Below are 24,827 nucleotides of genomic sequence, written 5' to 3'. Positions count from 1 at the left end.
GGGTCTCTATTGTTCAAAATCATCAATCGTTTATTAAAAAAGATAGCTTCATTAATTGTTTTACTGATTGTAATAAGTCTAATTGTGACCATGTTTTATCCGGTGGGATATAAAAATATTGTAAATAAATACTCTAAGGAGTATGGAGTAGATCCATATTTGGTATTGTCTATGATAAATGTGGAAAGTAAATACAACAAAGATGCTGTATCAAATAAAAATGCGCGAGGATTGATGCAAATTGGTCCTCAAACAGGACTTTGGGCAGCCGAAAGTTTGAAGATTGATAATTATAGTGAATCGCTGTTATTTGAACCTGAAATCAATATATTAATAGGGGTTTGGTATATAGATCAATTAAAAAAAGAATTTGGAGATAGAAGTGATTTGGTTCTTGCAGCTTATAATGCCGGAAGCGGCAATGTCAATAAATGGTTATCGGATGATAATTACTCTAAAGACGGAGATCTAACGAATATACCATTTAATGAAACCGATGAATATGTCACTAAGGTTAAGAAAAACCATAGGGTTTATAAATTACTGTATAAGTCATATATGGCAAAACCTGATACTTTTAGTTCAATATATATTGATGGTATAATCAATTTAAGAAATATACTAATTAAAGTTTTAAAGTCCTTTCGATAGGGGGATCATATGAAATCAAAACGAATAACAATTTTATTAATAATATGCCTAATTTCAAGTTTTATAACTTCTTGTGATTATGATAATGATAAAGAAGTGGTGGATATAGACAATAAACAAGAGGAGCTTAATTATTTGATTACTGGATCTGGACAAGTCATATTACCGTTGACAAATTTTAGCACATTAAATCCCTTGATTACAGAAAATGTTTACTATTTTTACTTTAGTAAATTGATATTTGAGGGATTGTTTGACTTTGACGAAAATTTAAAACCTGTTCCTCAGTTAGCATCTGCCTACACTATAGATAATGAAGGGAAAAAAGTATCCATAAAATTGAATGATAATGTATATTGGCATGATGGGGAAAAATTTACATCAGAAGATGTGTTATTTACTATCAATACCCTAAAATATGCTGATAATAATACAATTTATAAGAAGATGATTTCTGACTCAGTTGGTTTAATTGGCACTCAAGACGTAAATAAGATAATAGATGTTAAAGTTATTGATGAATATAATCTTGATATTTTTTTTAGCGGTGGATTTAGCAACAGCTTAGAAATATTGACTTTTCCTATAATTGCCAAACATATTTTTGACAATAAAAATAAGAATCAAGGATATAAAAATGCATTAGATATGGATAATTATATTCCAATAGGGACAGGACCTTTTAAATATGAAAGCTATGATAAATTTAAAAGTATAACTCTAAAAGCTTATGATAACTATCGAGAAGGAAAACCCGGCATAGATACTGTTGTAGGAAAGGTATTGGAAGATGAAGAACTGATATTGACATCTTTTGAAACAGGGCAGATAAGTTTGGCAAAAGCCAGTGGAGTAGACTGGGATAAATATAAAAACAACAACCGTATAAATGTAATTGAGTATCTTTCCAACAATTATGAGTTTTTAGGGTTCAATTTTGATAAAGAAGTTTTCTCTAATGATAAAGGTTTGGAGATTAGGAAAGCTATTTATTATGGGATTAACCGCCAAGATATAATAAGCAAAGTATTATTAGGTCATGGAACTCAAATTGACGTTCCGATTCATCCGCAGTCATGGTTAATATCAAATGTTGCTAATTATTATGGGTACAATTCGGAACTTGCGAAAAAAATATTGAATTCTGCAGGATTTAGGGATATAGATGGAGATAATATACTGGAGGGTGAAGATGGCAATAAATTATCATTTCGACTTACAACCAACTCTTTTAATCCCTATAGAACAAAGATGGCAGAAATGATAAAAGATGATTTAAAAGAAATAGGAATCAACATTGTTCTTGATTTTGATACAAGCTATATGGATAATATAACTGAGGAAATGAGGACAAATGAAGTTGATAGAATAGCTAATATATTGGACTCAGGAAATTTTGATATAGTCCTAACCGGCTGGCAAATGTCTGTTATTCCTGAACTTTCATTTTTATACATGAGCGATGCAAGTAAATTAAGTAATTTTTCAAGGTATAAAAATGAAACTATGGACAATTTGCTAATTGAAGCAAATATGTCATTTGATAGAGAAGGCAAAGTCGCTCAATATGAAAAACTTCAAAAATATGTAATAGAGGATATTCCAAACATTTCTCTTTTCTTTGACAATAGTGCAATACTTGTGGATTCATCTATTGTAGGGGATTTGACTCCATCATTCTTCAACCTTTATAAAGGATTGGAACGATGTGTACTGACTACATCTGCGGAATAAATCTTGTATATTTTTTAAAATTGTTTATAATATTAATTAGGTCTTTTGCAGGGGTGGTGGAACTGGTAGACACGATAGTTTGAGGGGCTATTGCCTTAAAAAGCGTGAGGGTTCGAGTCCCTTCTCCTGCACCAAATTAATCAGGTTGAAAAAGATGTGTTATTGCTTCTTCAACCTGATTTTTATGTTATATAAAAGCGTATTTTATTTAGAACCTTTCGTATATACATCTTTATAATTTAATGTTATAATATAAACATAGTATTAGGCTTTTTTAAAGCTTAATTATTTTATGCTCAAAAATAAATAGAAGAGGTGGAATGAATGAGACTTGATAATCTCACGTTTAAGGGAGGTATTCATATTCCAGATCATAAGGAGTTGACAAAGGATAAGGCCATTGAGAGGGCAAATGATCCGAAAATGGTATTTATTCCATTGCATCAAAATGTAGGAGCTCCTTGTGAATCTTTAGTAAAAGTTGGTGACCAAGTGAAAGTTGGTCAAAAGATTGGGGATTCAAAGGCTTTTGTATCCGCACCAGTTCATTCAAGTGTGTCAGGAGTTGTTAAAAGCATAACAACAATGTATATACCAACCGGGAAGAAATCCGAATGTATAGTTATTGAATCCGATGGTCAAAACGAACTTTTCGAATCAGTGAAACCTAAAGGTGATTTAGATTCATTGACTTCTGAAGAGATTTTTGACATCATCAGGGAAGCCGGAATTGTTGGACTTGGTGGAGCAGCATTTCCTTGTCATGCAAAAATAGTCAAATCTGATGAAAAAAAAGTAGATGAGGTAATACTAAATGGAGCTGAATGCGAACCATATCTAACGTGTGACCATAGATTGATGCTGGAAGGAAGCGAAAAAATCATATATGGTCTTAAAGTATTAATGAAATATACGGAATCTAAAAATGGTTTTATAGGTATAGAAAATAATAAAATGGATGCCATAAATGCTTTCAGTAAAGTTATACCCGAGGGAAGCAATATTAAACTAGCAAATTTAAAAACAAAATTTCCTCAAGGGGATTCTTATCGAATGGTATATGCTATTACAGGGAAAACAGTACCTCAAGGCGGACGCTGCAAAGATGTCGGTGTTGTGGTAAATAATGTTGCAACCGCGTACGCAATAGCAGAAGCCATATTGGAAGGCAAGCCTTTATATGAAAGAGTTGTGACCGTTACAGGAAGTGGCATCAAAGAGCCTAAGAACTTATTGGTAAAAGTGGGGACAACCATAGGAGATCTGATAGAACAATGTGGTGGATTCAATGGTAAACCTGGAAAGATTATAGCCGGAGGTCCGATGACGGGTACAGCACAATTTACTCTCGATACGCCTGTAACTAAATGTACCAGTGGTATAATAGTGCTTACAGATGAGGAGTCTAAACCTCAGCCTATTTCCGAATGCATCAGGTGCGGGAAATGCCTTGAAGTTTGTTCAGTAGGACTGCAGCCTTTGTTTATTAGTGCCTACTCTTTGAAAAATAATTTCGATGAAGCTGAAAAGTATAATGCAACTGCTTGTATAGAATGCGGTGCATGTTCATATGTGTGCCCTGCAAAAAGACCATTGACTGAATCGATTAAACATGCTAAACATGAAATTAAATCCAGAAGAAAAAAATCATAATGTTAGGAGGAAATTTAAATGGAAGGAAGAAGTATTGATCCTAATTCTGGTACAATTGTTTTAGATGACAAGTTGCTTGTATCGCAAACACCTCATTTAAGATCAAATGAATCAGTTAGTAGGATTATGTTGGATGTAATTATTGCCTTGACACCTGCGATGATTGGCAGTATTTACTTCTTTAAATTTAACGCTTTAAAATTATTATTGGTATCAATTATTTCTGCTGTAGCATTTGAGGCAGGTATTCAAAAATTATTTAAAAAGGATATTAAGGTGAGAGACTTAAGTGCAGTTGTAACGGGTATTTTAATTGCCTTTAATTTACCTGCAAATGCACCATGGTGGATAGCGGTATTTGGTGCCGGTTTTGCAATCATAATCGTTAAAGAATTCTTCGGTGGCATTGGACACAATTTTATGAACCCGGCATTGGGAGCTAGAGCTGCTTTGGTAGCATCGTGGCCCGGTATTATGACTAATTATATAAATCCGGATGGAATTAGTTCTGCAACTCCATTAACAGTATTAAAGACAGGAGGCGGATCTTTACCATCAATACAAAGAATGTTAATTGGTGATATAGGTGGAGTACTTGGTGAAACTTCAGCGATATTGCTTTTGATAGGAGCCGTTTATCTTATAGTAAGAAAAGTTATAGATTGGAAAATCCCTGTTATATACATTGCAAGTACTTGTGTTATGCTGGCAATCTTTGGTGTAGATGCAAACAGTATTTTATATCATGTATTGGGCGGAGGATTGATTCTTGGCGCTTTCTTTATGGCCACTGATTATGCGACAACCCCGGTAACGCCAATAGGTAGAATAATTTTTGCTGTAGGTTGCGGTCTTTTAACTGCATTAATAAGGGTTAAGGGTTCAATGCCTGAAGGAGTTTCATATTCTATCCTTATTATGAATGTTTTTGCTCCTTTAATCGAAAGATGGACTCAACCTAAAGTGTTTGGGGAGGTAAAATAGATGAATGAAACTTTAAAATTGGGATTAGTGTTGTTGTTGGTATGTGCAATTTCCGGAGGAGTATTAGCCGTATCCAACAGCATAACAGCCCCAATTATAGCTGAGATTGAAAAAGAAGGCAGCATGGGTGCTTTTGGAGAATTTTTTCCTGAAGCAGATGATATGGTTGCTGTTGATGAAGCTTTATTAGCTGATATAATGTCAAACAACAGCTTTATAAAAGAAATATATGAAGTTAAAAAAGGTGAAGAAATCATTGGGTATGCTTTTAAAACAGTATCTAATGGATATGGCGGAGATATAGTAGCGGTTTCAGGGTTTAACATGGATGGAACAATAGCTGGAATTAAAGTAGTTGAACATGGAGAGACTCCAAACCTAGGTGGGAAGATTGAAGAAGAACCATTTAGAGGCTCATTTACCGGAAAGAACAGTGCAAATGAATTAGTTCCTTCAGAGGCGCCATCCGCTGACAATGAAGTCTTACTTATATCAGGTGCTACTGTATCAACAAAAGGCGTTCTAGCAGGTATCAATGGCGCTAGAGAAGCATTTGTTGATAATTTTCTAAACTAGGAATGGAGGTGTAATCATGAATTTATTTAAAATATTTAAAAATGGTATTTTCAATGAAAATCCGGTTCTAGTACAATTAGTTGGACTATGTTCCGTATTGGCAATAAGTAATAATGCTAAAAATAGTTTGGGAATGGGATTGTCGGTTATTTTCGTTTTAGTATGCTCTAATTTTGTTGTATCACTTATAAGAAAGTTTACACCGGACAAGATTCGTATTCCAATATTTATAGTTGTTGTGGCTACTTTCGTAACTATGGTGGAAATGTTCATGAAGGCTTTTTTACAACCTTTATATCAAGCTTTAGGTATCTTTTTACCGTTGATCGTTGTTAACTGTATTATATTGGCAAGAGCAGAGTCTTTTGCATATACGCACAATCCTTTGGAATCAATAGTTGACGGGCTTGGTATGGGTTTAGGATATACTTTAACCATTACAATACTTGCTATAGTGAGAGAGCTGATAGGTGCGGGTACATTCTTTGGAATTCCGTTATTTGGAGAGAACTTCAAACCGGCAGCTGTATTTGTGGCGCCACCGGGAGCTTTTATACTTTTAGCAATATTTATAGCATTATTTAAGATAATTAGTAAGAAAAAAGCTACAGATTAATACGATTAGAAAAGGAGGAAAAATTTAAATGAATTTGTTGACAATAATAATTTCAACAGTATTTGTAAATAACTTTGTATTTGCCAGATTTTTAGGTACATGTCCTTTTCTAGGAGTATCTAATAAGATGGAAACAGCCACAGGTATGGGGATAGCTGTAACGTTTGTCACAACCTTAGCAGGTATTATAACCTATATTATTCAAAAATATATTTTGGATTTACTGGGACTGGGATATTTACAAACTATTGTTTTTATATTAGTAATCGCATCATTGGTTCAATTTGTTGAATTATTTATCAAGAAAATGAGTCCTACATTATATAATGCAATGGGAGTATATCTTCCGTTGATTACAACAAACTGCATAGTTCTGGGAGTTGCAATTTTAAATATTCAAGAAGGGTTAAATTTAATTGAAACAATTGTAAATTCAGCAGGAGCGGCATTAGGATTCTTTTTGGCGTTGGTACTTATGGCAGGTATAAGAGAAAAACTTGAAATTGCAGATATTCCAGAAGCACTTACAGGCTTTCCGATTGCGTTGGTTGCTGCCGGATTGATGTCCATAGCCTTTCAAGGCTTTGCTGGACTTATTTAGGGGGGATAGACGATGTTAGATATTTTAATTCCAATAGCAGTTCTGGGAGGATTAGGATTGCTGTTTGGATTATTGTTAGCTTTTGCTTCCAAGGCATTTGCTGTGGAAGTGGACCCAATGGTAGATGCCTTATTGTCTGCTCTTCCGGGCGCTAACTGTGGCGCTTGCGGATATCCGGGGTGTCAAGGACTTGCAAATGCCCTTTTTGAAGGGAAGGCTCCGGCCAATGCTTGTTCTATAGGAGGGCAAAAAGTAGCAGACCATGTTGCTGAAATTTTAGGAGTGAATTCAGTTTCCGTTGAGAAAAGTGTTGCTGCGGTTCTATGTCAAGGAGACTGTGATAAGGCTAAAGACAAATATATTTATGAAGGAATTAATGATTGCAGAGTAGCAGCTACATTATCAGATGGTCAAAAAGGATGTTCATATGGTTGTTTAGGCTGTGGAACATGTAAAGAAGTTTGCGAATTTGGTGCCATTGAAATAATAAATGGAGTAGCAGTTATCGATAGAGAAAAATGTACAGCGTGCATGAAATGTATCGAAATTTGTCCTAAGAAGATAATAGACCTTGTACCTTATGACAATCACGCAGTTGTAATGTGCAAGAGTGAAGATACAGGCAAAGAAGTGAGAGGCAAATGTTCTATAGGGTGTATAGGATGTAAAATTTGTGTTAAAAATTGTCCTGAAGATGCCTTCACTTTTGAGAATAATCTTGCAAAGATAAATTATGAAAAATGTACTAATTGTATGATATGTGTTGAAAAATGTCCAACTAAAACGATAGTTGATGTAGTAAAAAAAGAAAGTTTAGTTAGTTAAAAAAAAGAGCCTATTATAGGCCCTTTTTTTAATGTGTTAAGTCTTGTAAATCGCTTGTGTAAATGATAAACTATATTATGTAGAAATTTTGAGACAAATTAAAGGATGATTTAATTGACCAAAGGCGACAAATTATTGATTGTATTTGTTATAATCTTAAGCTTTTTATCCATGGGATATATAAACAAACAAGCTTTTTCAAATGATAGTAAATACGTTAGCGTTCAAGTCAATGGAAAAGAGGTAAAAAAGATAATTTTCGACAAAAAAATCATAGGAACTACTATACCTTTAAAAACTGAATATGGATATAATTTAATTGAAATAGGTGATGAGAAGGTTAGGGTTATTGAAGCGGATTGCCCCGACAAGATCGACGTAAAACAGGGATATATTTCTAGAATTGGCGAAACTATAGTTTGTTTACCAAACAAGATGGTAATCGAAATAAAAGGCTTAGAAGAAGATACAGAGATTGACATTATGAATCACTAGAAAGAGGTAAGGCATGAAAAGACTGAATAAAATGATTTTTATATCCTTGTTAGTAGCTATAGGACTAGCTTTAAGCGTTTTAGAGTCAGCTATACCTTTACCCATTGCAATACCGGGCGCTAAATTAGGCCTATCAAATATGGTTATATTAGTAACATTGGTTGTTTTTGGATTTAAAGACGGAATTATAGTTTCTATGCTGAAAAGTGTGCTTCTAATGCTTATCACAGGAAGTGTTTCCAGTTTTATATATAGCATATCCGGAGCAATATTTAGCTGTATTGTAATGTTTATAGCATATAAATATTTGTCCAATGTTTTTAGTTTAATAGGTGTTAGTATTCTTGGAGCATTGGCACACAATACGGCTCAAGTTTCTGTGGCAAGCTTTATGCTACATAATTTGAAGATTTATGCATATTTACCGTTTTTAATGTTAGTTAGTTTGTTTACAGGATATTTTGTAGGGCTAGCATCAATTTATATAGTTAAAAATTTAAAAACTAATTACAAAATGCTCTTTTATAAATGAGGAGGTTTTTATGAACAAAATAATTTTAGCCTCAGGTAGTCCTAGGAGAAAAGAAATTTTAGAGAGATTTAGGTTAAATCCCATTGTAATAAAGAGCGGATATGATGAAAAAGAAAATCCGGATGAGAATCCGATTCAAATTACTATGTCTCTTGCTTTCAATAAAGCTTTGAACATTAGCAAATGTTATAAAGATGATATTGTGATAGGAGCAGATACTGTAGTGGTTTATAAGGATTCTATTTTAGGGAAACCTAAGGATGAATCAGACGCATATGAGATTTTAACTTTACTAAGTGGAAATACTCATGAAGTAATTACTGGGATAGCTTTAATTCAAGATATCAAAAACCTAAAATTTATAGATTATGAAATAACAAAAGTTAAATTTAGAAAATTAGATTCTAAGAGAATTTTAAATTATATAAAGACTAAAGAACCTTTAGATAAGGCTGGTGCATATGGTATTCAAGGCTTAGGAGAGCTATTGGTGGAAAAAATTGATGGTTGCTATTCTAACGTCGTTGGTTTACCATTAACAAAAATAGATTTTTATTTAGACAAGTATTTCGATACTCATTTATTATAACGAGGTGAAAAAATGTAATTGATATATTGTACCCCGTTAAAAAGCAAAAACATCATTATAATCTCGTTATAAAAGTAGGTGCTCTAATGAAAAAAACAGAAGTGGTTGAAAAGGGTTACACTATTAAAGATTTACCTTTAAGTGAGAGACCGAGGGAGAAACTTTATAGTTATGGTCCGCAGTCACTATCAAATGCAGAGTTAATTGCAATACTTATTAGGACAGGTCACAAAGAGGATACTGCAATTGACTTAGCACAGAGGATTCTAAATATGGATAATAGAGGAATAGCTTTTTTAGCAGATACCACCATCCAAGAGCTAACTCAGATAAAAGGAATTGGAAGTTGCAAAGCTGCACAAATATTAGCTGCTGTTGAAATTGGTAAAAGAATAAATAAAATTGGTACTCATGACAAGATTAAGGTTACATCTCCGGATATTTTAGCTGATCTTATGATGGATGAAATGAGATACCTAAACAAAGAATATTTTAAAGTCGCAGTACTGGATACAAAAAATCAGATATTGACTATTGAAAATGTATCAGTAGGTACGTTAAATGCATCAATAGTACATCCGAGGGATGTGTTTAAAATTGCTATAAAAAGAAATGCCAACTCAATAATCTTGATACATAATCATCCCAGTGGCGATACTACTCCTAGTAATGAAGATATCAATATTACTAATAGATTAGTTGATGCAGGAAATTTAATAGGGATTAAAGTGTTGGATCATATTATTATTGGAGATAATAAATATCTTAGTTTTAAAGAAATAAACTTAATCTAATTGCATGGAAGGAGAATTTTAATGAGTTTTTTAAGTAGTTTTGTCAAGGATATGGGAATTGATTTAGGTACTGCAAATACCTTAGTATATATAAAAGGTAAAGACATCGTAATGAGGGAACCTTCTGTCGTTGCTATACAAACAAATACAAATCAAGTATTGGCAGTGGGTGAGGAAGCTAAAAAAATGATAGGAAGAACACCGGGTAATATTGTTGCTATCAGACCTTTAAAAGATGGAGTTATAGCTGATTTTGATACAACCCAAAGCATGTTAAAACATTTCATAAAAAAGGCGTCTTCTAACCGTTCTTTTCTTCAACCGAGGGTTGTTATCTGTGTTCCCAGCGGTGTTACTGAAGTAGAAAAAAGAGCTGTAGAAGAGGCAGCAATTCATGCCGGAGCTAGAGATGCATATTTAATTGAGGAACCTATGGCTGCTGCAATAGGAGCAGGTTTGCCTGTGCAGGAGGCTACGGGAAGCATGGTAGTGGATATTGGCGGCGGGACTACGGAAGTAGCAATTATATCTCTAGGAGGTATTGTCACCAGTCAGTCCATTAGAATTGGCGGAGATGAATTAGATGAATCCATCGTTTCTTATATAAAAAAAGAATATAATTTGATGATAGGTGAACGAACTGCTGAAGAAATCAAAATACAAATTGGTACTGCAAATAAAAATACACCTGAAGCTAAAATGTCCATTACGGGAAGGGATTTAATAACCGGATTGCCAAAAACTATTGAGGTATCTTCATCAGAAATTTATGATGCAATGAAAGAGCCTATTTTCAATATTTTAGATGCAATAAAATCAACATTGGAAAAGACTCCTCCGGAACTTGCGTCCGACGTCATGGAATTAGGTATAATGCTAACGGGCGGAGGCGCTTTGCTGGATGGCATAGACCAATTGATAATGAACGAAACAGGGATGCCGGTTCATATTGCTGAGGATCCGTTAGATTGTGTTGCGAAGGGTACCGGTGATGCTCTAAACAGTATAGATGTTTTAAAAAAGACTTTATCACAATATAGAAGAATGGGTTAAATGGTGATAAACTATGTATTTTTTTAAAAAATACAAAGATAGAATGATAATATCTTTGGTTGCTTTAATTTTACTTATAATAATTGGAAATACAAGTAAAGACAGGATGAACATAACAGTTGGAGAAAATTTAGTAGGAAATCTTCTAACGCCGATTAGTAAGGTTAGTTTTAGTGCGACCAAAAGTATAAAAAACTTTTTTGATTCTATTTTCAATATAACCAATATTAAAAAAGAAAATGAGGAATTAAAAATTAAAGTGGCAGAATTGGAAAAGGAAAACAGAGATCTTACAAATATTATCGGTAAAACCGATTATTTGAAAAATGAGTCGGAAATTGTAAAAAATACTAAGTATAATCTTGTTATGGCCAATATTGTAGGTAAAGAGCCCAGTAACTGGTATAACAGATTTGACATTGACAAGGGATTGAAAGATGGAATCACCAAAGGTGCTACTGTAGTCCAAGGTATAGAAATCGAACATGGCGTCGTGGAAGAAGGTATCATAGGAAGAGTAGCGGATGTAGGTGATAATTGGGCAAAGATTATATCAATAGTGGATGAATTGAACAGTATATCTTTTAAAGTTATAAGAACTCAAGATGGGGGAGTTTTATCAGGAAGCATAGAAGGAAGTATAGAAGGAATTTTAAACGGTTATTTATTCGATAATAAAGCCGATGTCATAGTAGGGGACAAACTATATACTTCCGGTTTAGGCGGTACTTTTATTAAAGATATATATATAGGTGAAGTAAGTGAAGTAATTCTTGATGAAGAGGAATTGAGTAAAAAGGTCATTATAGAGCCTGCCATTGATTTTAAAAAGCTATATAAAGTATGTGTGATTAAAGACTAATGTGAGGGATAGTTTTGACAAATTTCCTAATTATTATAATAATGATAATTAATTTCATATTCCAAGGTACTATTTTACCTTATTTTGAGATTTTTGGAGTTGTACCAAATACAGCTCTTATTATTGTTGTTATTTTTGCTTTGGCTAAAGGAAAATATTATGGCGGGTTTTATGGTCTTATTTTTGGATTGATTCAAGACATTATGTATTCCCCTGTTATAGGAATCAATGCTTTCATTTTATTTTTTACGGGATTTTGCATAGGTTATGTGGAGGATACTTTTGCAAGGGATAATATTATCAGTCCGATTTTTTTTACAAGTGTAGCAACTGTTTGCTATAATATACTTTATTCGCTGTTTTTATATTTTTTATCTAGGAATATAAACTTTACAACCGCTGTAAGAAGTGTGTTTTCCTTTGAAATTGTTTATAACAGCATAGTATCCATTGCTATATATAAGTTATTTCAAAAGATATTCTCCGGGCCAAAGATTAGATTTGGTAAAAGATAGGAGGTAAGTCATTGGAACCTTTAAAAAAGATTTTAAATAGATACAATATTATTTCATTTGTTGTGGTTTTTTTAATGCTTATTTTAACTTTTAGACTTGCCACTTTAACCATTGCTCAGGGTGACGAATTTAGATACATGGCAGATAATAAGAGATTGAAAGAAGTCAATACAACTGCACCTAGGGGAGAGATAAGAGATAGATATGGCAGACTAATTGCAGGGAATAAGCCTGTATTTACAGTTCAACTTCTTAAAGATGAGTTAAATATTATAGATAAGAAAGCAAAGAACTTAAGTTTTTTAACGCTTATCAGGTTGTTGGAAGAGGACGGCGTAGATTATGTAGATGAGTATCCATTACAGTTAAATGTATTTAAATATAAAAGTATGGATGATAACATAAATGAGGATTCAAATCCCAACGAAAAGGTTGTAGATTTAATAATTGATAATAATTTATTACCTGAAATACTAAGTACTTATTATATAAATGGCGACTATTCCGACCATTATCAATTTATAACTGCTAATAGGGCTATAAACGCTTTAAAAAGCAAAAATATAAATGTACCCATTGTTACATATATAGATAATGATGGATTACATTTATATTTTGACGATTCAATAAATATATCAAATTGGAAGAAGGAACACGAAATAAGTGATAATTCAAGTCCATTGGGAATGTTGATTGAATTAATCAGCAACGATAAGACCATTATAAGAAAAATCATGGATCATCCGTTATCCAGACTCTTAATTTTTGAATTGATTGAAAATAGAGCCTTAGAAGATGATATAACCTTAGAAGAATATTCTATATCCTATGAAGATGAATATCTAAAACAGAAATTATCGTTGATGAGGGACTTTCCTGATGTGACACTAACGTCCACAGCCAAGGATGATTTTGTAAACATATTCAAAGAAGTGTCATTGAAAAATTTTCTAGAAAGAATAATCAAAAACGAAGATGATTCTAAAGATAAATCAATAATTCCCGGGAAAATTCTTATGGATATTTTAAAGGAAAAAGGTGTAGCTACCTCTGTGGACATCGAAATAGTTGATGACAATAATACAGTCATTTATAAGTACATAGGAGGGACTGATACTCCTAAGGGCGATCCTCTTGATACTCTTATAGAACAAGCAAGTAAATCCGATGTATTATACGAATTTTTATCAAGTGATACTATAAAGTCCTTAGCACAAGAACAGCTTTTATATGATGGAATAAATCCTAAGATATCTATTTCTGAGGATTTCGAATATGTGGCAATGAACAATTTAAAAAACTGGTATTCAGCAAATAATATTGAGGAAGGAATGTCGGTAGAAGAAGGATTTCAAAAAGTAAGGGGAAAATATGGGATAGACAAGTTCTTAAGTAAATACGAGGCAAGAGCAATTCTGGTGATATATGATCAGCTTAATAAACAAGGGCATTTGGCTTATCAACCCATAAATATCGCTTATGATATCAAGGAGTCTACAGTTGCCAAAATAGAAGAAGGACTGATGGAATATCCGGGAATAAATATATCGATTGAGCCTGTAAGATATTATCCGGAAGGAACAACAGCTGCACATATATTAGGATATTTAGGTAAGATAAGTCAACCTGAAGAAATTCAAAAGTATGTAGAGCAAAATAAGTATTCACCAAATGCAATTATAGGTAAAACAGGTGTTGAGGAATATTTTGAAGATATTCTCAAGGGAGAAAGCGGAGTTAAAAAAGTAGAGGTAGACGTTGTAGGAAATACAACAAAAGTAATAGAAGAAAAAAGGCCTGTTCCCGGAAATAATTTATATTTATCTATCGATTTGAAATTGCAGGAAGTGGCAGAAAAATCTCTTCAGCAAACACTGGATAAACTAAGTACCGGGGGAATATATGAAAGTCAATGGGGCAATTATCAATTTGGGACTCATAAAAGAAAAAGACGCCCTTATATAAATGCAACCTCCGGAGCGGTTGTAGCAATAGATGTAAAGACAGGACAAGTACTGGCTATGGCAAGCTCCAATCCGTATGATCCGAATCTTTTTGCTACAGGAATTTCTTCGACTGATTGGGACAGCTTATTTCCTGAAGACGAATCCAATCCTTTGGCTCCAAGACCGCTTTTAAACATTGCGACACAAACAGCTATACAACCGGGTTCAACATTTAAGATGGTAACGGGGCTTTCTGCATTGGAGAAGGGACTTGATCCGAACAAAAAAATAAGGGATATGGGTAAGGTTACTATAGGGACCAAAGATTTTAATTGTCTAATTTATACTAGCTCAGGTGGAACTCATGGGTATGAAAACCTGTATGAGGCTCTGAGAGATTCATGTAACTACTATTTTTATTCACTTGCAATGGGAAAAAATCAAAAAACAGGTGAGAGTATAGGAGTTAAACTTGAAATCGAAGATATAGTTGAAATGTCTAAGAAATTGGGTTTAAATGATAAAACCGGTATAGAAATAAATATTCCCAGGGAACAATCAGGTGGAGTTCCCAATCCTCAAAAGAAAATAATAAATACTAAATATCTATTAAGTAGAAGTTTGGAAAAAGATTTGCATAAATACTTAAAACCTGGTATTGATATGGATGAAAATCGTACTGAGGAAATTATAGACGAAATTTTAGGATGGCTTGAATTAGAAACACCTTTGACTAGAAATGAAGTAATTAGGAGATTGGATAAAATGGGATTTGACCCTGAAAAGAGACTGCCGGGAGAAAGAAGCGGCTTGGCAGATAAAATAAAGTTTGATTATATAAATCAGGCGGGCTGGAATATAACGGATACATTGAATGTAACCATAGGCCAGGGACAAAATGCATATACACCTATACAAATGGCTAACTATGTAGCGACCATAGCAAATGGAGGATATAGAAACAAATTAACTCTTGTAGATAATATAAAAAATTATAATAATACTAAAACACTATATAAACATGAAATAGATCAGGAGAGAATTGAACTAAATAATTATGAGAATTTAGAACACATAAAGAAAGGTATGGGAATGGTGTCTTCCGACGGTTCTGCAAGACGTGTCTTTGAGAAATTCCCTATAAAAGTTGCAACTAAAACCGGAACTGCAGAAAGAAGTGGTATCAACCCTTCGACAGGGGATACCTTCGATGATTTTGCGTGGTTTGTAGGGTTTGCGCCTTTCGATGAACCTGAAATAGCAGTAGCGGCAGTTATTTTTCAAGGAGGTAGCGGAGGATATGCAGGTCCCATGGTTAGGGATATTATAGCTGAATATTTAGGACTAAATGGGCTTAAGTCCAGGGAAACATTACCTTATGAAAATGTATTACAAAATTGATTATATGATATAATTGAAATTATCACAAAAAGCATGATGGAGGAATTGTAATTGAAAAGAGATTTAGTTTGTTTCAAGGGTGCAGCAGAAGGTGTTTACCTAGATATTAAAGGCAAGGATTTTGAAGCAATAAAAAAAGAGTTAGATGATAAGATGAAGAATTCTTATAAATTCTTTGAAGGAGCTAAATTTCTAGGTGTTAGATGTGATGAATTAACTCAAAAACAATTATTGGAAATTACATTAATTTTGAAGTATAAATATGATTTTAACATATCAAAAGATGAAATACTTGACTCTTTGTTGAATGTAAAGGATAATTTTAAGGGAGAAGCTGACTGTTATTCTAAATGTATAACCGATGAAGGGAAAACAAAGTTTATTTATGGGACATTAAGATCCGGACAGACTGTTGAATATGACGGGAATATTGTTATAATAGGAGATGTAAACCCTGGCGCTTTTTTGAAGGCAAAGGGGAATATCATAGTTCTGGGTACTTTAAGAGGTGTAGCACAAGCTGGTGACGGTGGTGATGAAAAAGCTGTAGTTGCAGCATATTGCTTACTGCCGACCCAATTGAGAATCGGGGATATAATTGTCAGATCGCCAGATGGAGATATGCAGTATAAACTACCTGAAATAGCTAGGATAATAGATGGTAAGGTGCTTATTGAACCTTATTTGCCGAATAAATAAAAGGAGGAAAGTAAATGGAGAACGAAAAATTGGGAACAGCTATCGTAGTAACCTCGGGAAAAGGAGGAGTAGGAAAAACTACCACCACAGCTAATATAGGAACGGGCTTATCTATTTTAGGATATTCTGTTGTAATAGTTGATGCAGATATAGGATTAAGAAATCTTGATGTAGTTATGGGATTGGAAAATCGTATAGTCTACGATATAGTTGATGTTGTAGAAAAAAATTGCAGATTAAAACAAGCGCTAATAAAGGATAAGAGATTTGAAAGATTGTACTTGCTTCCTGCAGCGCAGACAAAGGATAAGTCGGCTGTAAAGCCTGAGCAAATGGTTGAACTTATAACTCAACTGAAAAAAGACTTTGATTATATAATAATAGATTCACCGGCAGGGATTGAACAAGGATTTCAATATTCCATAGCAGGAGCAGATATTGCTATAATAGTTACTACGCCTGAGATTTCAGCAGTTAGAGATGCTGATAGGGTAATTGGGATACTGGAAGCTAAGGAATTATACAATCCAAAATTAATTGTCAATCGAATCAGACCTGAAATGGTTAAAAGAGGAGATATGATGAATATTGACGACATAGTAGATATATTGGCAATTGATTTGATTGGCATAGTCCCTGATGATGAGGCAATAGTAATATCAACGAACAAAGGTGAACCTGTTGTTTTAGATGAGAAATCGAAAGCGGGACAAGCGTATAGAAATATTTCAAGGAGAATAATTGGGGAAGAGATAGAATTTCTTAACTTAGAAGCTGATGAAGAAGGTAAGCTAAGTAAGATTATTAAATTGCTATTTGGCAAATAAGGGGGTATAGTCTTGGAAATATTCAAATTATTTAATAAGAATAAGGAAAACAGTAAAAATATTGCTAAAGAAAGACTTAAACTCGTATTGGTACAAGATAGAGCTGATATATCTCCAAAGATTTTAGATATGATAAAGAGCGACATCGTTAGAACTATTTCTGAATATGCGGATATTGATAATGAGGGAATAGATATTAAACTAACAAGAATGAGAAAAGAAGGTAATAAAGCTCCAGTCTCAGCTTTAGTAGCAAATATACCAATTATAAAGATAAAAGATAAAAGATAATGGAATAAAACCTGCCTTAGAAAAATATCCTAGTACTAACTAAGGTAGGTGATAAGATGAATAAGTTTAAGGTGAACAGTTCAAGGAACAATTTGTATAAGCACAATTATGTAAGATCATTCATTATCAAATCTATAGTAACAGTTGCCCTTCTTTTAGGATTATTAGTTATGAAAAAAATTGATTTAAAGCCGACTAACGTTGTTTTAGGAAAGCTTGAACAAGGTATTAATTATAATTTTAGCATTACAGAAGATGGGAAGAGAATTTACAATAAAGCCCGTGGCTTAATTGATAAATCAATTGAAAGTATAGTAGCTCTAAAAGAAAAAACTACCAAATATGATACTCCAATATCCGGTACAGTATACAAAAGTTTTGGACAGGATGTAAATGTAAATGGGGAAATACTTAAAAATAACGGAGTAGATATCAAATCCCAGAGTAAAATGGATCCTAAGGCAATAATTTCAGGTACTGTTTCAGATATTGAAATGAGAGGAAAAAAAGGGTATTTTGTTACAATAAAAAATGATAATATGGATGTAGTTTATGGATATTTATCCAAAACATATTTGGAAAAGGGGAGCACCGTGGAAGTAAGTGATATTGTTGGATTACTAGGCACCAACAAAGATGGCAATCAATACTTAAGAATTGAAATTTATATAGATGGGATTCCTGTTGATCCATCAGATTATATAGATTTATAACCTCGTTTTACGAGGTTAAATTTTTTTGTGAAGATTGCTTGTGTAAATGTCCGTAAAAAGTGATAATATATAATATGAATTGTAATGCTTAATGTGAAATATTTACGAAAGGTGAGTATATGATAGATAAACAGAAATTGGATAAGATTTTAAAAAAGGTTGAGAAACCTGCAAGATATATTGGAATGGAGCAGAATTCAGTACAAAAAGACTTAGAGGAAATGTACGTTAAATTTGCCTTTTCTTTCCCGGATGTTTATGAAGTAGGTATGTCCCACCTGGGAATGCATATATTATACAACCTGATTAATAATGAAGATGATTTTGCCTGTGAGAGAGTTTTTGCACCTTGGGTAGATATGGAAGAAGAAATGAGAGATATTGGCTTACCTTTATTTACTTTAGAAAGTAAGGAAGAAGTTATAAATTTTGATATCCTTGGATTTACTCTTCAATATGAAATGAGCTATACAAATATATTAAATATCTTGGATTTATCAAATATTCCTTTATTATCTAAAGATAGAGATGAAAACTACCCCATAATAATAGCAGGAGGTCCATGTGCTTACAATCCCGAGCCATTGGCGGATTTTATTGACTTTTTTGTAATTGGAGAGGGGGAAGAAGTAGTTCTAGAGGTCTTAAATTTGTATAAAGAACATAAAGCAAACTATATTAAAGATATATTCCTAGAGGATGTTGCAAAAATAGAAGGAATTTATGTTCCGAAGTTTTATGATGTTTCCTATAATGATGATGGAACCTTAAAATCAATGAAGGCAAATAGGAAGGGAATAAAAGAAAAAATTAAGAAAAGAATAATAAAAAACATTGATACAATGTTTTCTCCTGAAAAGATGATTGTCCCATATATAGAGACTGTTCATGATAGAGTATCCATGGAATTGTTTAGAGGGTGCACTCATGGATGCAGATTTTGCCAAGCAGGTATGATTTATAGGCCAATTAGAGAAAAGTCTGTAGATAGACTTATGGAGTTGGCAGACAAATTAGTGGAAAGCACAGGATACGAAAACATATCTTTATCTTCATTGAGCTCATGTGACTATACGAATCTTAGAATCTTGATTTCTATGCTTATGGACAAATATGAAGATAGAAAGGTAGGGGTATCTCTACCGTCCTTAAGGCTTGACTCATTCAGCATTGATGTGCTGAAAGAGATAGAAAAGGTAAGAAAAACCGGATTGACGTTTGCACCCGAAGCCGGAAGTCAGAGATTGAGAGATGTAATCAACAAAGGCGTAAGTGAAGAAGATTTAATAAATGCTGTTTCGTATGCTTTTAAAGAAGGTTGGTCAAGAATAAAACTTTATTTTATGATAGGGTTGCCGACTGAAACCGATGAGGATGTGTTGGGAATTAAAGATTTAGCCTATTTAGTCAGAGATTTATTCTTTAATAGACCTAAGGAAGAACGTTTAGGTAATTTTTCAGTTTCAGCAAGTGCATCTTGTTTTGTGCCGAAACCCTTTACACCATTTCAATGGGTTGGACAAAATTCCGTAGATGAGTTTATGAGAAAGATTTATTTGGTTAAAAACAGCATCAAGGATAATAAGGTAAAATTCAATTATCATGATGCTACTCTAAGCTATTTAGAAGCAATATTTGCAAGAGGAGACAGAAAATTGTCCAAACTGCTGTTAAAAGCATGGGAAAAAGGCTGCAAATATGACGGCTGGTCTGAGTATTTTAAATATGATTTATGGATAGAGGCAATGGAGGAAACCGACACAGATGGTGAATTTTATGCTCTCAGAGATAGAGATACACAAGAATTATTTCCTTGGGATTTTATTGATATAGGCGTATCAAAAAAATATTTGCTAAGGGAATATAAAAAGGCAATGGCAGGGGAGACAACGAATGATTGCAGATTAGGCTGCACAGGGTGTGGAATACCTGATTGTGTTATGAGGGGTGAATCTGTTGGTAATTAGAGCTATGTTTACAAAAAAGAACTATTTAAGATATTTGTCACATTTGGATTTAATGAGACTGTTCCAGAGGTGTTTTAATAGAAGCCAAATACCGATTAAATACTCAGAGGGTTTCAATCCTCATCCTAAGTTCTCAATTGCTCACCCTCTATCTTTAGGAATTGAAAGTGAAGGGGAATTTATGGAAATAGATCTGGCAGAAGAAATCTCGATTGAAGATTTTATTGATAAAATGAATTACAGTTTACCTAAGGATATACAAATTGTAAAGGCAAAATATGTAGATGGAGATGAATCAGTTACTAAATTAATCAGCTATGCTTTTTATGAAATAAAACTTCTGATTTCTAAAGAAACGGAGATAGAAAATATTGAAAATATTACAAGGGAATGGCTAAAAAATGATGAAATCCTAATAACTAGATACAGGAAAAAGGGTAAAAATAAGATTTTGGTAGATGAAAATATAAAACCATTGATAGGGAATGTTGTTGTTAAAGGTTTTGATGATCATAATTTCCTTGTTATCAATGCATTGTTTAAAGTTGGAGAGAAAGGCAATTTAAAGCCAATGGACTTTATAGGGGCAATGAATAGGGATTTAAAATTAGATATAGATATGGATTTAGTTTATATAAAAAGGTTGAATTTATTTGCTGAAGAAAATGGAAAGCTCTACAGTCCGATGTAGTGTGCAATTTACAATTCACAGTTCACAATTGAAAAGATAGTGGAGGCTACGTTTTTTCACAATAATTCAATTAATTTGTTCAAATTGGGGGATTTGGTGATGAATTATATTTTTATTGATTCAAAGGAAGGAATAAATAGAATTGGAATAATTGAAGGTAATAGATTGGTAGAATTCTATACTGAAGAAGTTGAAAAGGAATCAATAGTCGGCAATGTATACAGGGGAAAGGTCTTGAATGTCTTAAATGGTATGGAGGCTGCTTTTGTTGATATTGGTGAAGAGAAAAATGCTTTTCTATATCTTAAAGACAGTTTGAGTAAAGAGCAATTATATGATAAAGGGAAATATGCGATATCTGATGTATTAAAAGGCGGAGAAGATGTAATCGTTCAAGTGGTTAAAGAGTCTTTAGGTACAAAAGGTCCTAAGATTACTACACATATAAGCATTCCGGGAAAGTTTATAGTTCTTACACCACATTCGCAGAATATAAATGTTTCAAGGAAAATAACAGATGGAGAAGAGATAAATAGATTAAAAAACATCGGTAATGAAATTAAAGAGAGTAATATTGGAATGATATTTAGAACTAATGCAGAAAATATCGGAGAAGACATACTTTCCGGCGAATACAATAGTTTGCTGTCTATATACAGAAAAATAGAGAAAGAGAGGACATTCTTACCGACTCCAAAGCTTATATATAAGGAGCTTGATTTAGCTTATCAGATTGTAAGAGATACTTTTAATGATAGAAATTTTGAAATAATAGTAAATGATAAAGACGTATATAATAGAATAATTTCCTACGAAGAGAGTTTTTCCTATGGATTAAAGGGAAAGATAATTCTTAATAAAAATTTTTCTATAGATAATAATACCAATATACAAATGGATATTAAGGAAGCATTGGAAAGAAGGGTTAATCTCAAAAGCGGAGGCTACATCGTAATTGATGAAACTGAAGCTCTAACAGCTATAGATGTAAATACGGGGAAATTTATAGGCAGCCATACTTTAGATGATACGGTGTTGAAAACGAACTTAGAAGCTGCAGTAGAGATTGCTAGGCAAATTCGATTAAGGGATATTGGCGGCATAATTATTGTGGATTTTATAGACATGAAGATTAATGAACATATATCTCATGTGCTATCAAAGATGAGTGAAGAATTCAATAAAGATAGAAATAAGCCTCATATAATAGATGTTACGAAGCTTTTCTTAGTAGAAATAACCAGAAAAAAAATAAGGCCGACATTGGATAGAAAAACTTCAATTGTATGTCCTCATTGTAACGGACGGGGCAGGATTACAAATATTTAGTTGACAATATGTTAAGCTCTATGGTAAACTATCTTGGTGGAGCCGCTCAGTGTGGGTTTGAAGCAGATTTTGCACCTAACATTGGCGAGACTTATGTTAGAGGAGGTGCGATTAGTGTACGCAGTTATCGAAACAGGTGGTAAACAATATAGAGTACAAGAAGGCGATGTAGTTTTCGTAGAAAAACTAGATGCTAACGAAGGCGATGTTGTTAATTTTGATAAGGTTTTAGTCCTTTCAGATGAAGGCAATATAAATGCCGGTAAACCATATGTTGAAGGTGTAAAAGTTGAAGGTACTGTAATGAAACAGGGAAAAGCTAAAAAAATTGTAGTATTTAAATACAAAGCAAAGAAAAATTACAGAAAGAAACAAGGACATCGTCAACCATTTACTAAAGTAAAGATTGAAAAAATAATCGGATAATTATGATTAAAGTAAAAATTTATAAGGATTCTTATTTAATAAAAGGATTTACTATATCAGGACATGCAAACTTTAAACCCTATGGGGATGATATAGTGTGTGCTGCCGTATCTATTTTAGGATATACAGCATTAAAATCTCTTATGGATGTATGTAATATAGATGAAGATCAAATCTTATATAAAATAGATGAGGATACAGGATATATGGATGTGAGATTACCGGATATTCTGGACGAATCTTTATTGAAAGATACACAAATAGTGTTGAATACATTTTTAGTTGGAATAAAACTTTTGATAGAAAGTTACCCTAAATATATTATTCTAAAATATAGGGGAGGTGTTAGTGATGATTAAATTAAATTTGCAATTATTTGCTTCTAAAAAAGGAGTAGGTAGCTCTAGGAACGGTAGAGACAGTGAGTCCAAAAGGTTAGGAGTAAAAAAAGGTGACGGCCAATTTGTTTTAGCAGGCAATATTCTTGTTAGACAAAGAGGCACCAAGATTCATCCGGGAAACAATGTAGGCAGAGGTGGAGATGATACCTTATTTGCAATTGTGGATGGCGTTGTTAAGTTTGAAAGAAAAGGTAAAGATAGAAAACAAGTTAGTGTTTATCCAAGAGAAGAATTAGCATAGAGATTAGCTTACCATATTGGTAAGCTTTTTTTCATTTGGTAGGGTCAAGGCAACCCTGTCTGCCCGCAATTAATAAACATTGACAGTAAGGGATAAGTGGGTATAATAAAATTAAAGTATTTAAAAGGAATGATGATGATGTTCATAGATGTAGCAAGGATCTTTGTAAAAGGCGGAAAGGGCGGAGACGGAGTAGTAGCTTGGAGACGTGAAAAATATGAGCCTTCAGGAGGTCCCTATGGAGGAGATGGGGGTAGAGGAGGTTCGATTATCTTAAAGGCGGATGAAGGTATACGCACTCTTATGGATTTTCGTTACAAACGTTTATATAACGGCGGCAATGGTGAAAACGGCAGAAGTAAAAAGCAATTTGGGAAAGATGGGGAGGATATTATTTTAAAGGTACCCGTAGGTACTTTGGTTAAGGATGAAGAATCCGGTAAAGTTATAGTTGATTTAAAAGAAAATGGGCAGAAATATGTGATCGCAAGAGGCGGAAGGGGCGGAAGAGGAAATGCAAGATTTGCGACAGCTACAAGACAAGCGCCCGGATTTTCCGAAGCCGGAACTAAGGGCGAAGAAAGAAATATTGTGTTGGAACTTAAACTACTTGCAGATGTTGGATTGATTGGCTTCCCAAACGTTGGGAAATCAACTATTCTTTCAATTTTTTCTGCTGCTAGACCTAAAATTGCAAATTATCATTTTACCACTCTGAAACCTAATTTAGGAGTAGTTTTTATTGGTGAAGAGAAGAGCTTTGTTATAGCAGATATTCCCGGGCTTATTGAAGGTGCTTCAGAAGGCGCGGGGTTGGGGCATGATTTCTTAAAACATATAGAGAGGACCAGAGTATTGGTTCACGTATTAGACGCCTCCGGAAGCGAAGGAAGGGATCCTATTGAGGACTTCTATGCTATCAATGAAGAATTATTTAACTATAATGAAAAACTCAAGGATAAACCCCAAATAATTGTGGCTAACAAAATGGATATAATGGAGGGCGAAGAAAATATAGCAAAAATAAAACAAGAGTTTGAACCTCAAGGTATAAAGGTATATCCATTGTCAGCGGTTACAAATGAGGGTATTGATGAGTTAAAGTATGGAATTTGGAATCTATTGCAAACTATAGAAATCGATTATGAAACTTTTGATGAAGAATATCAAGAGGAAGCAATAAAAGAAACAGAAGATTCAATAATTGTAAGAAAAGAAAATGATAAATACATCGTTGAAGGTAGTTTCATAGAAAGGCTAATATATTCTACGTATTTCGATGATGTAGATTCGCTTAGATTTTTTCAGGACAATTTAAGAAAAAAAGGTGTTATTGATAAGCTAAAAGAACTTGATATAGATGAAGGAGAGTCGGTTTTTATTTGTGGGTATGAATTTGAATTTTTTGAGTAAAT

27 protein-coding genes and 1 tRNA gene are annotated in these 24,827 nt (G+C 33.4%); all 28 read left to right on the top strand.

Features of this window, described 5'->3' with window-relative positions; genetic code table 11:
* Nucleotides 1–9 precede the first annotated feature (9 nt).
* The 28 genes from H8707_RS11655 to obgE all read left to right on the top strand — a co-directional run bounded on the left by H8707_RS11655 (nucleotide 10) and on the right by obgE (nucleotide 24,825).
* Nucleotides 10–651 carry a lytic transglycosylase domain-containing protein gene (locus H8707_RS11655; protein ID WP_262430308.1) on the top strand — a complete coding sequence of 214 codons (642 nt, stop codon included), beginning with the start codon at nucleotides 10–12 and terminating at the stop codon, nucleotides 649–651.
* Between the two features lie 9 nt (nucleotides 652–660).
* The gene (locus H8707_RS11650) at nucleotides 661–2,385 is read left to right on the top strand and encodes a peptide ABC transporter substrate-binding protein (RefSeq protein ID WP_262430307.1); all 1,725 of its coding nucleotides are present in this window, start codon (nucleotides 661–663) and stop codon (nucleotides 2,383–2,385) included.
* A gap of 47 nt (nucleotides 2,386–2,432) precedes the next feature.
* Nucleotides 2,433–2,519: transfer RNA gene (locus H8707_RS11645), tRNA-Leu, on the top strand.
* A gap of 190 nt (nucleotides 2,520–2,709) precedes the next feature.
* Nucleotides 2,710–4,038 (top strand): electron transport complex subunit RsxC, encoded by a 1,329-nt coding sequence (rsxC, locus tag H8707_RS11640; protein ID WP_262430306.1) that lies wholly within the window; start codon nucleotides 2,710–2,712, stop codon nucleotides 4,036–4,038.
* Between the two features lie 18 nt (nucleotides 4,039–4,056).
* The gene (locus H8707_RS11635; protein ID WP_262430305.1) at nucleotides 4,057–5,022 is read left to right on the top strand and encodes an RnfABCDGE type electron transport complex subunit D; all 966 of its coding nucleotides are present in this window, start codon (nucleotides 4,057–4,059) and stop codon (nucleotides 5,020–5,022) included.
* Nucleotides 5,023–5,598: an RnfABCDGE type electron transport complex subunit G gene (locus tag H8707_RS11630; RefSeq protein WP_262430304.1), complete on the top strand. Its 576-nt coding sequence runs from the start codon at nucleotides 5,023–5,025 to the stop codon at nucleotides 5,596–5,598.
* Between the two features lie 16 nt (nucleotides 5,599–5,614).
* Nucleotides 5,615–6,214 (top strand): electron transport complex subunit RsxE, encoded by a 600-nt coding sequence (rsxE, locus tag H8707_RS11625; protein WP_262430303.1) that lies wholly within the window; start codon nucleotides 5,615–5,617, stop codon nucleotides 6,212–6,214.
* Between the two features lie 28 nt (nucleotides 6,215–6,242).
* Nucleotides 6,243–6,815, top strand: a complete 573-nt coding sequence (gene rsxA, locus H8707_RS11620; protein WP_262430302.1) for an electron transport complex subunit RsxA — start codon at nucleotides 6,243–6,245, stop codon at nucleotides 6,813–6,815.
* 12 nt (nucleotides 6,816–6,827) lie between these two features.
* Entirely contained in the window at nucleotides 6,828–7,640 is an 813-nt protein-coding gene (locus H8707_RS11615; protein ID WP_262430301.1) for an RnfABCDGE type electron transport complex subunit B, read from the top strand.
* A 114-nt stretch (nucleotides 7,641–7,754) separates the two neighbouring features.
* Nucleotides 7,755–8,135: a NusG domain II-containing protein gene (locus H8707_RS11610; protein WP_262430300.1), complete on the top strand. Its 381-nt coding sequence runs from the start codon at nucleotides 7,755–7,757 to the stop codon at nucleotides 8,133–8,135.
* A gap of 13 nt (nucleotides 8,136–8,148) precedes the next feature.
* Complete coding sequence (locus H8707_RS11605) at nucleotides 8,149–8,667, top strand: Gx transporter family protein (RefSeq protein WP_262430299.1); 519 nt, start codon at nucleotides 8,149–8,151, stop codon at nucleotides 8,665–8,667.
* A 10-nt stretch (nucleotides 8,668–8,677) separates the two neighbouring features.
* Complete coding sequence (locus H8707_RS11600) at nucleotides 8,678–9,256, top strand: Maf family protein (protein WP_262430298.1); 579 nt, start codon at nucleotides 8,678–8,680, stop codon at nucleotides 9,254–9,256.
* 86 nt (nucleotides 9,257–9,342) lie between these two features.
* A complete protein-coding gene (gene radC / locus H8707_RS11595) occupies nucleotides 9,343–10,050 on the top strand; it encodes a RadC family protein (RefSeq protein WP_262430297.1) in 708 nt (235 codons plus the stop codon).
* A 21-nt stretch (nucleotides 10,051–10,071) separates the two neighbouring features.
* Nucleotides 10,072–11,103 (top strand): rod shape-determining protein, encoded by a 1,032-nt coding sequence (locus tag H8707_RS11590; protein ID WP_262430296.1) that lies wholly within the window; start codon nucleotides 10,072–10,074, stop codon nucleotides 11,101–11,103.
* Between the two features lie 13 nt (nucleotides 11,104–11,116).
* Nucleotides 11,117–11,965, top strand: coding sequence for a rod shape-determining protein MreC (gene mreC / locus H8707_RS11585; protein WP_262430295.1), 849 nt, complete (start codon nucleotides 11,117–11,119; stop codon nucleotides 11,963–11,965).
* A gap of 14 nt (nucleotides 11,966–11,979) precedes the next feature.
* Nucleotides 11,980–12,480 carry a rod shape-determining protein MreD gene (mreD, locus tag H8707_RS11580; protein WP_262430294.1) on the top strand — a complete coding sequence of 167 codons (501 nt, stop codon included), beginning with the start codon at nucleotides 11,980–11,982 and terminating at the stop codon, nucleotides 12,478–12,480.
* Nucleotides 12,481–12,491: 11 nt separating this feature from the next.
* Nucleotides 12,492–15,827: a penicillin-binding transpeptidase domain-containing protein gene (locus H8707_RS11575; protein ID WP_262430293.1), complete on the top strand. Its 3,336-nt coding sequence runs from the start codon at nucleotides 12,492–12,494 to the stop codon at nucleotides 15,825–15,827.
* A gap of 51 nt (nucleotides 15,828–15,878) precedes the next feature.
* Nucleotides 15,879–16,526, top strand: a complete 648-nt coding sequence (minC, locus tag H8707_RS11570; protein ID WP_262430292.1) for a septum site-determining protein MinC — start codon at nucleotides 15,879–15,881, stop codon at nucleotides 16,524–16,526.
* A 14-nt stretch (nucleotides 16,527–16,540) separates the two neighbouring features.
* Complete coding sequence (gene minD, locus H8707_RS11565) at nucleotides 16,541–17,353, top strand: septum site-determining protein MinD (protein WP_262430291.1); 813 nt, start codon at nucleotides 16,541–16,543, stop codon at nucleotides 17,351–17,353.
* Between the two features lie 12 nt (nucleotides 17,354–17,365).
* On the top strand, nucleotides 17,366–17,644 hold the full coding sequence (gene minE / locus H8707_RS11560) for a cell division topological specificity factor MinE (protein WP_262430290.1): 279 nt from the start codon (nucleotides 17,366–17,368) through the stop codon (nucleotides 17,642–17,644).
* Nucleotides 17,645–17,700: 56 nt separating this feature from the next.
* Entirely contained in the window at nucleotides 17,701–18,357 is a 657-nt protein-coding gene (locus H8707_RS11555) for a M23 family metallopeptidase (protein WP_262430289.1), read from the top strand.
* Between the two features lie 119 nt (nucleotides 18,358–18,476).
* Entirely contained in the window at nucleotides 18,477–20,324 is a 1,848-nt protein-coding gene (locus H8707_RS11550) for a TIGR03960 family B12-binding radical SAM protein (RefSeq protein WP_262430288.1), read from the top strand.
* A 4-nt stretch (nucleotides 20,325–20,328) separates the two neighbouring features.
* On the top strand, nucleotides 20,329–21,015 hold the full coding sequence (locus H8707_RS11545) for a TIGR03936 family radical SAM-associated protein (RefSeq protein ID WP_316699669.1): 687 nt from the start codon (nucleotides 20,329–20,331) through the stop codon (nucleotides 21,013–21,015).
* 99 nt (nucleotides 21,016–21,114) lie between these two features.
* Nucleotides 21,115–22,344 carry an Rne/Rng family ribonuclease gene (locus H8707_RS11540; RefSeq protein ID WP_262430287.1) on the top strand — a complete coding sequence of 410 codons (1,230 nt, stop codon included), beginning with the start codon at nucleotides 21,115–21,117 and terminating at the stop codon, nucleotides 22,342–22,344.
* 114 nt (nucleotides 22,345–22,458) lie between these two features.
* Nucleotides 22,459–22,770 carry a 50S ribosomal protein L21 gene (gene rplU / locus H8707_RS11535; RefSeq protein WP_262430286.1) on the top strand — a complete coding sequence of 104 codons (312 nt, stop codon included), beginning with the start codon at nucleotides 22,459–22,461 and terminating at the stop codon, nucleotides 22,768–22,770.
* Nucleotides 22,771–22,772: 2 nt separating this feature from the next.
* Nucleotides 22,773–23,129: a ribosomal-processing cysteine protease Prp gene (locus tag H8707_RS11530; protein WP_262430285.1), complete on the top strand. Its 357-nt coding sequence runs from the start codon at nucleotides 22,773–22,775 to the stop codon at nucleotides 23,127–23,129.
* A complete protein-coding gene (gene rpmA, locus H8707_RS11525; RefSeq protein ID WP_262430284.1) occupies nucleotides 23,122–23,412 on the top strand; it encodes a 50S ribosomal protein L27 in 291 nt (96 codons plus the stop codon). Before H8707_RS11530 ends, rpmA begins: the two co-directional genes overlap by 8 nt.
* A 138-nt stretch (nucleotides 23,413–23,550) precedes the next feature.
* Nucleotides 23,551–24,825 carry a GTPase ObgE gene (gene obgE, locus H8707_RS11520; RefSeq protein ID WP_262430349.1) on the top strand — a complete coding sequence of 425 codons (1,275 nt, stop codon included), beginning with the start codon at nucleotides 23,551–23,553 and terminating at the stop codon, nucleotides 24,823–24,825.
* The last annotated feature ends 2 nt before the right edge of the window (nucleotides 24,826–24,827 follow it).

It is taken from the genome of Paratissierella segnis (genome assembly GCF_014385195.1).
Classification (GTDB): Bacteria; Bacillota; Clostridia; order Tissierellales; family Tissierellaceae; genus Paratissierella; species Paratissierella segnis.
Note: the sequence above shows the minus strand (reverse complement) of the source record. Positions and strands in the feature narration are given on the sequence as shown.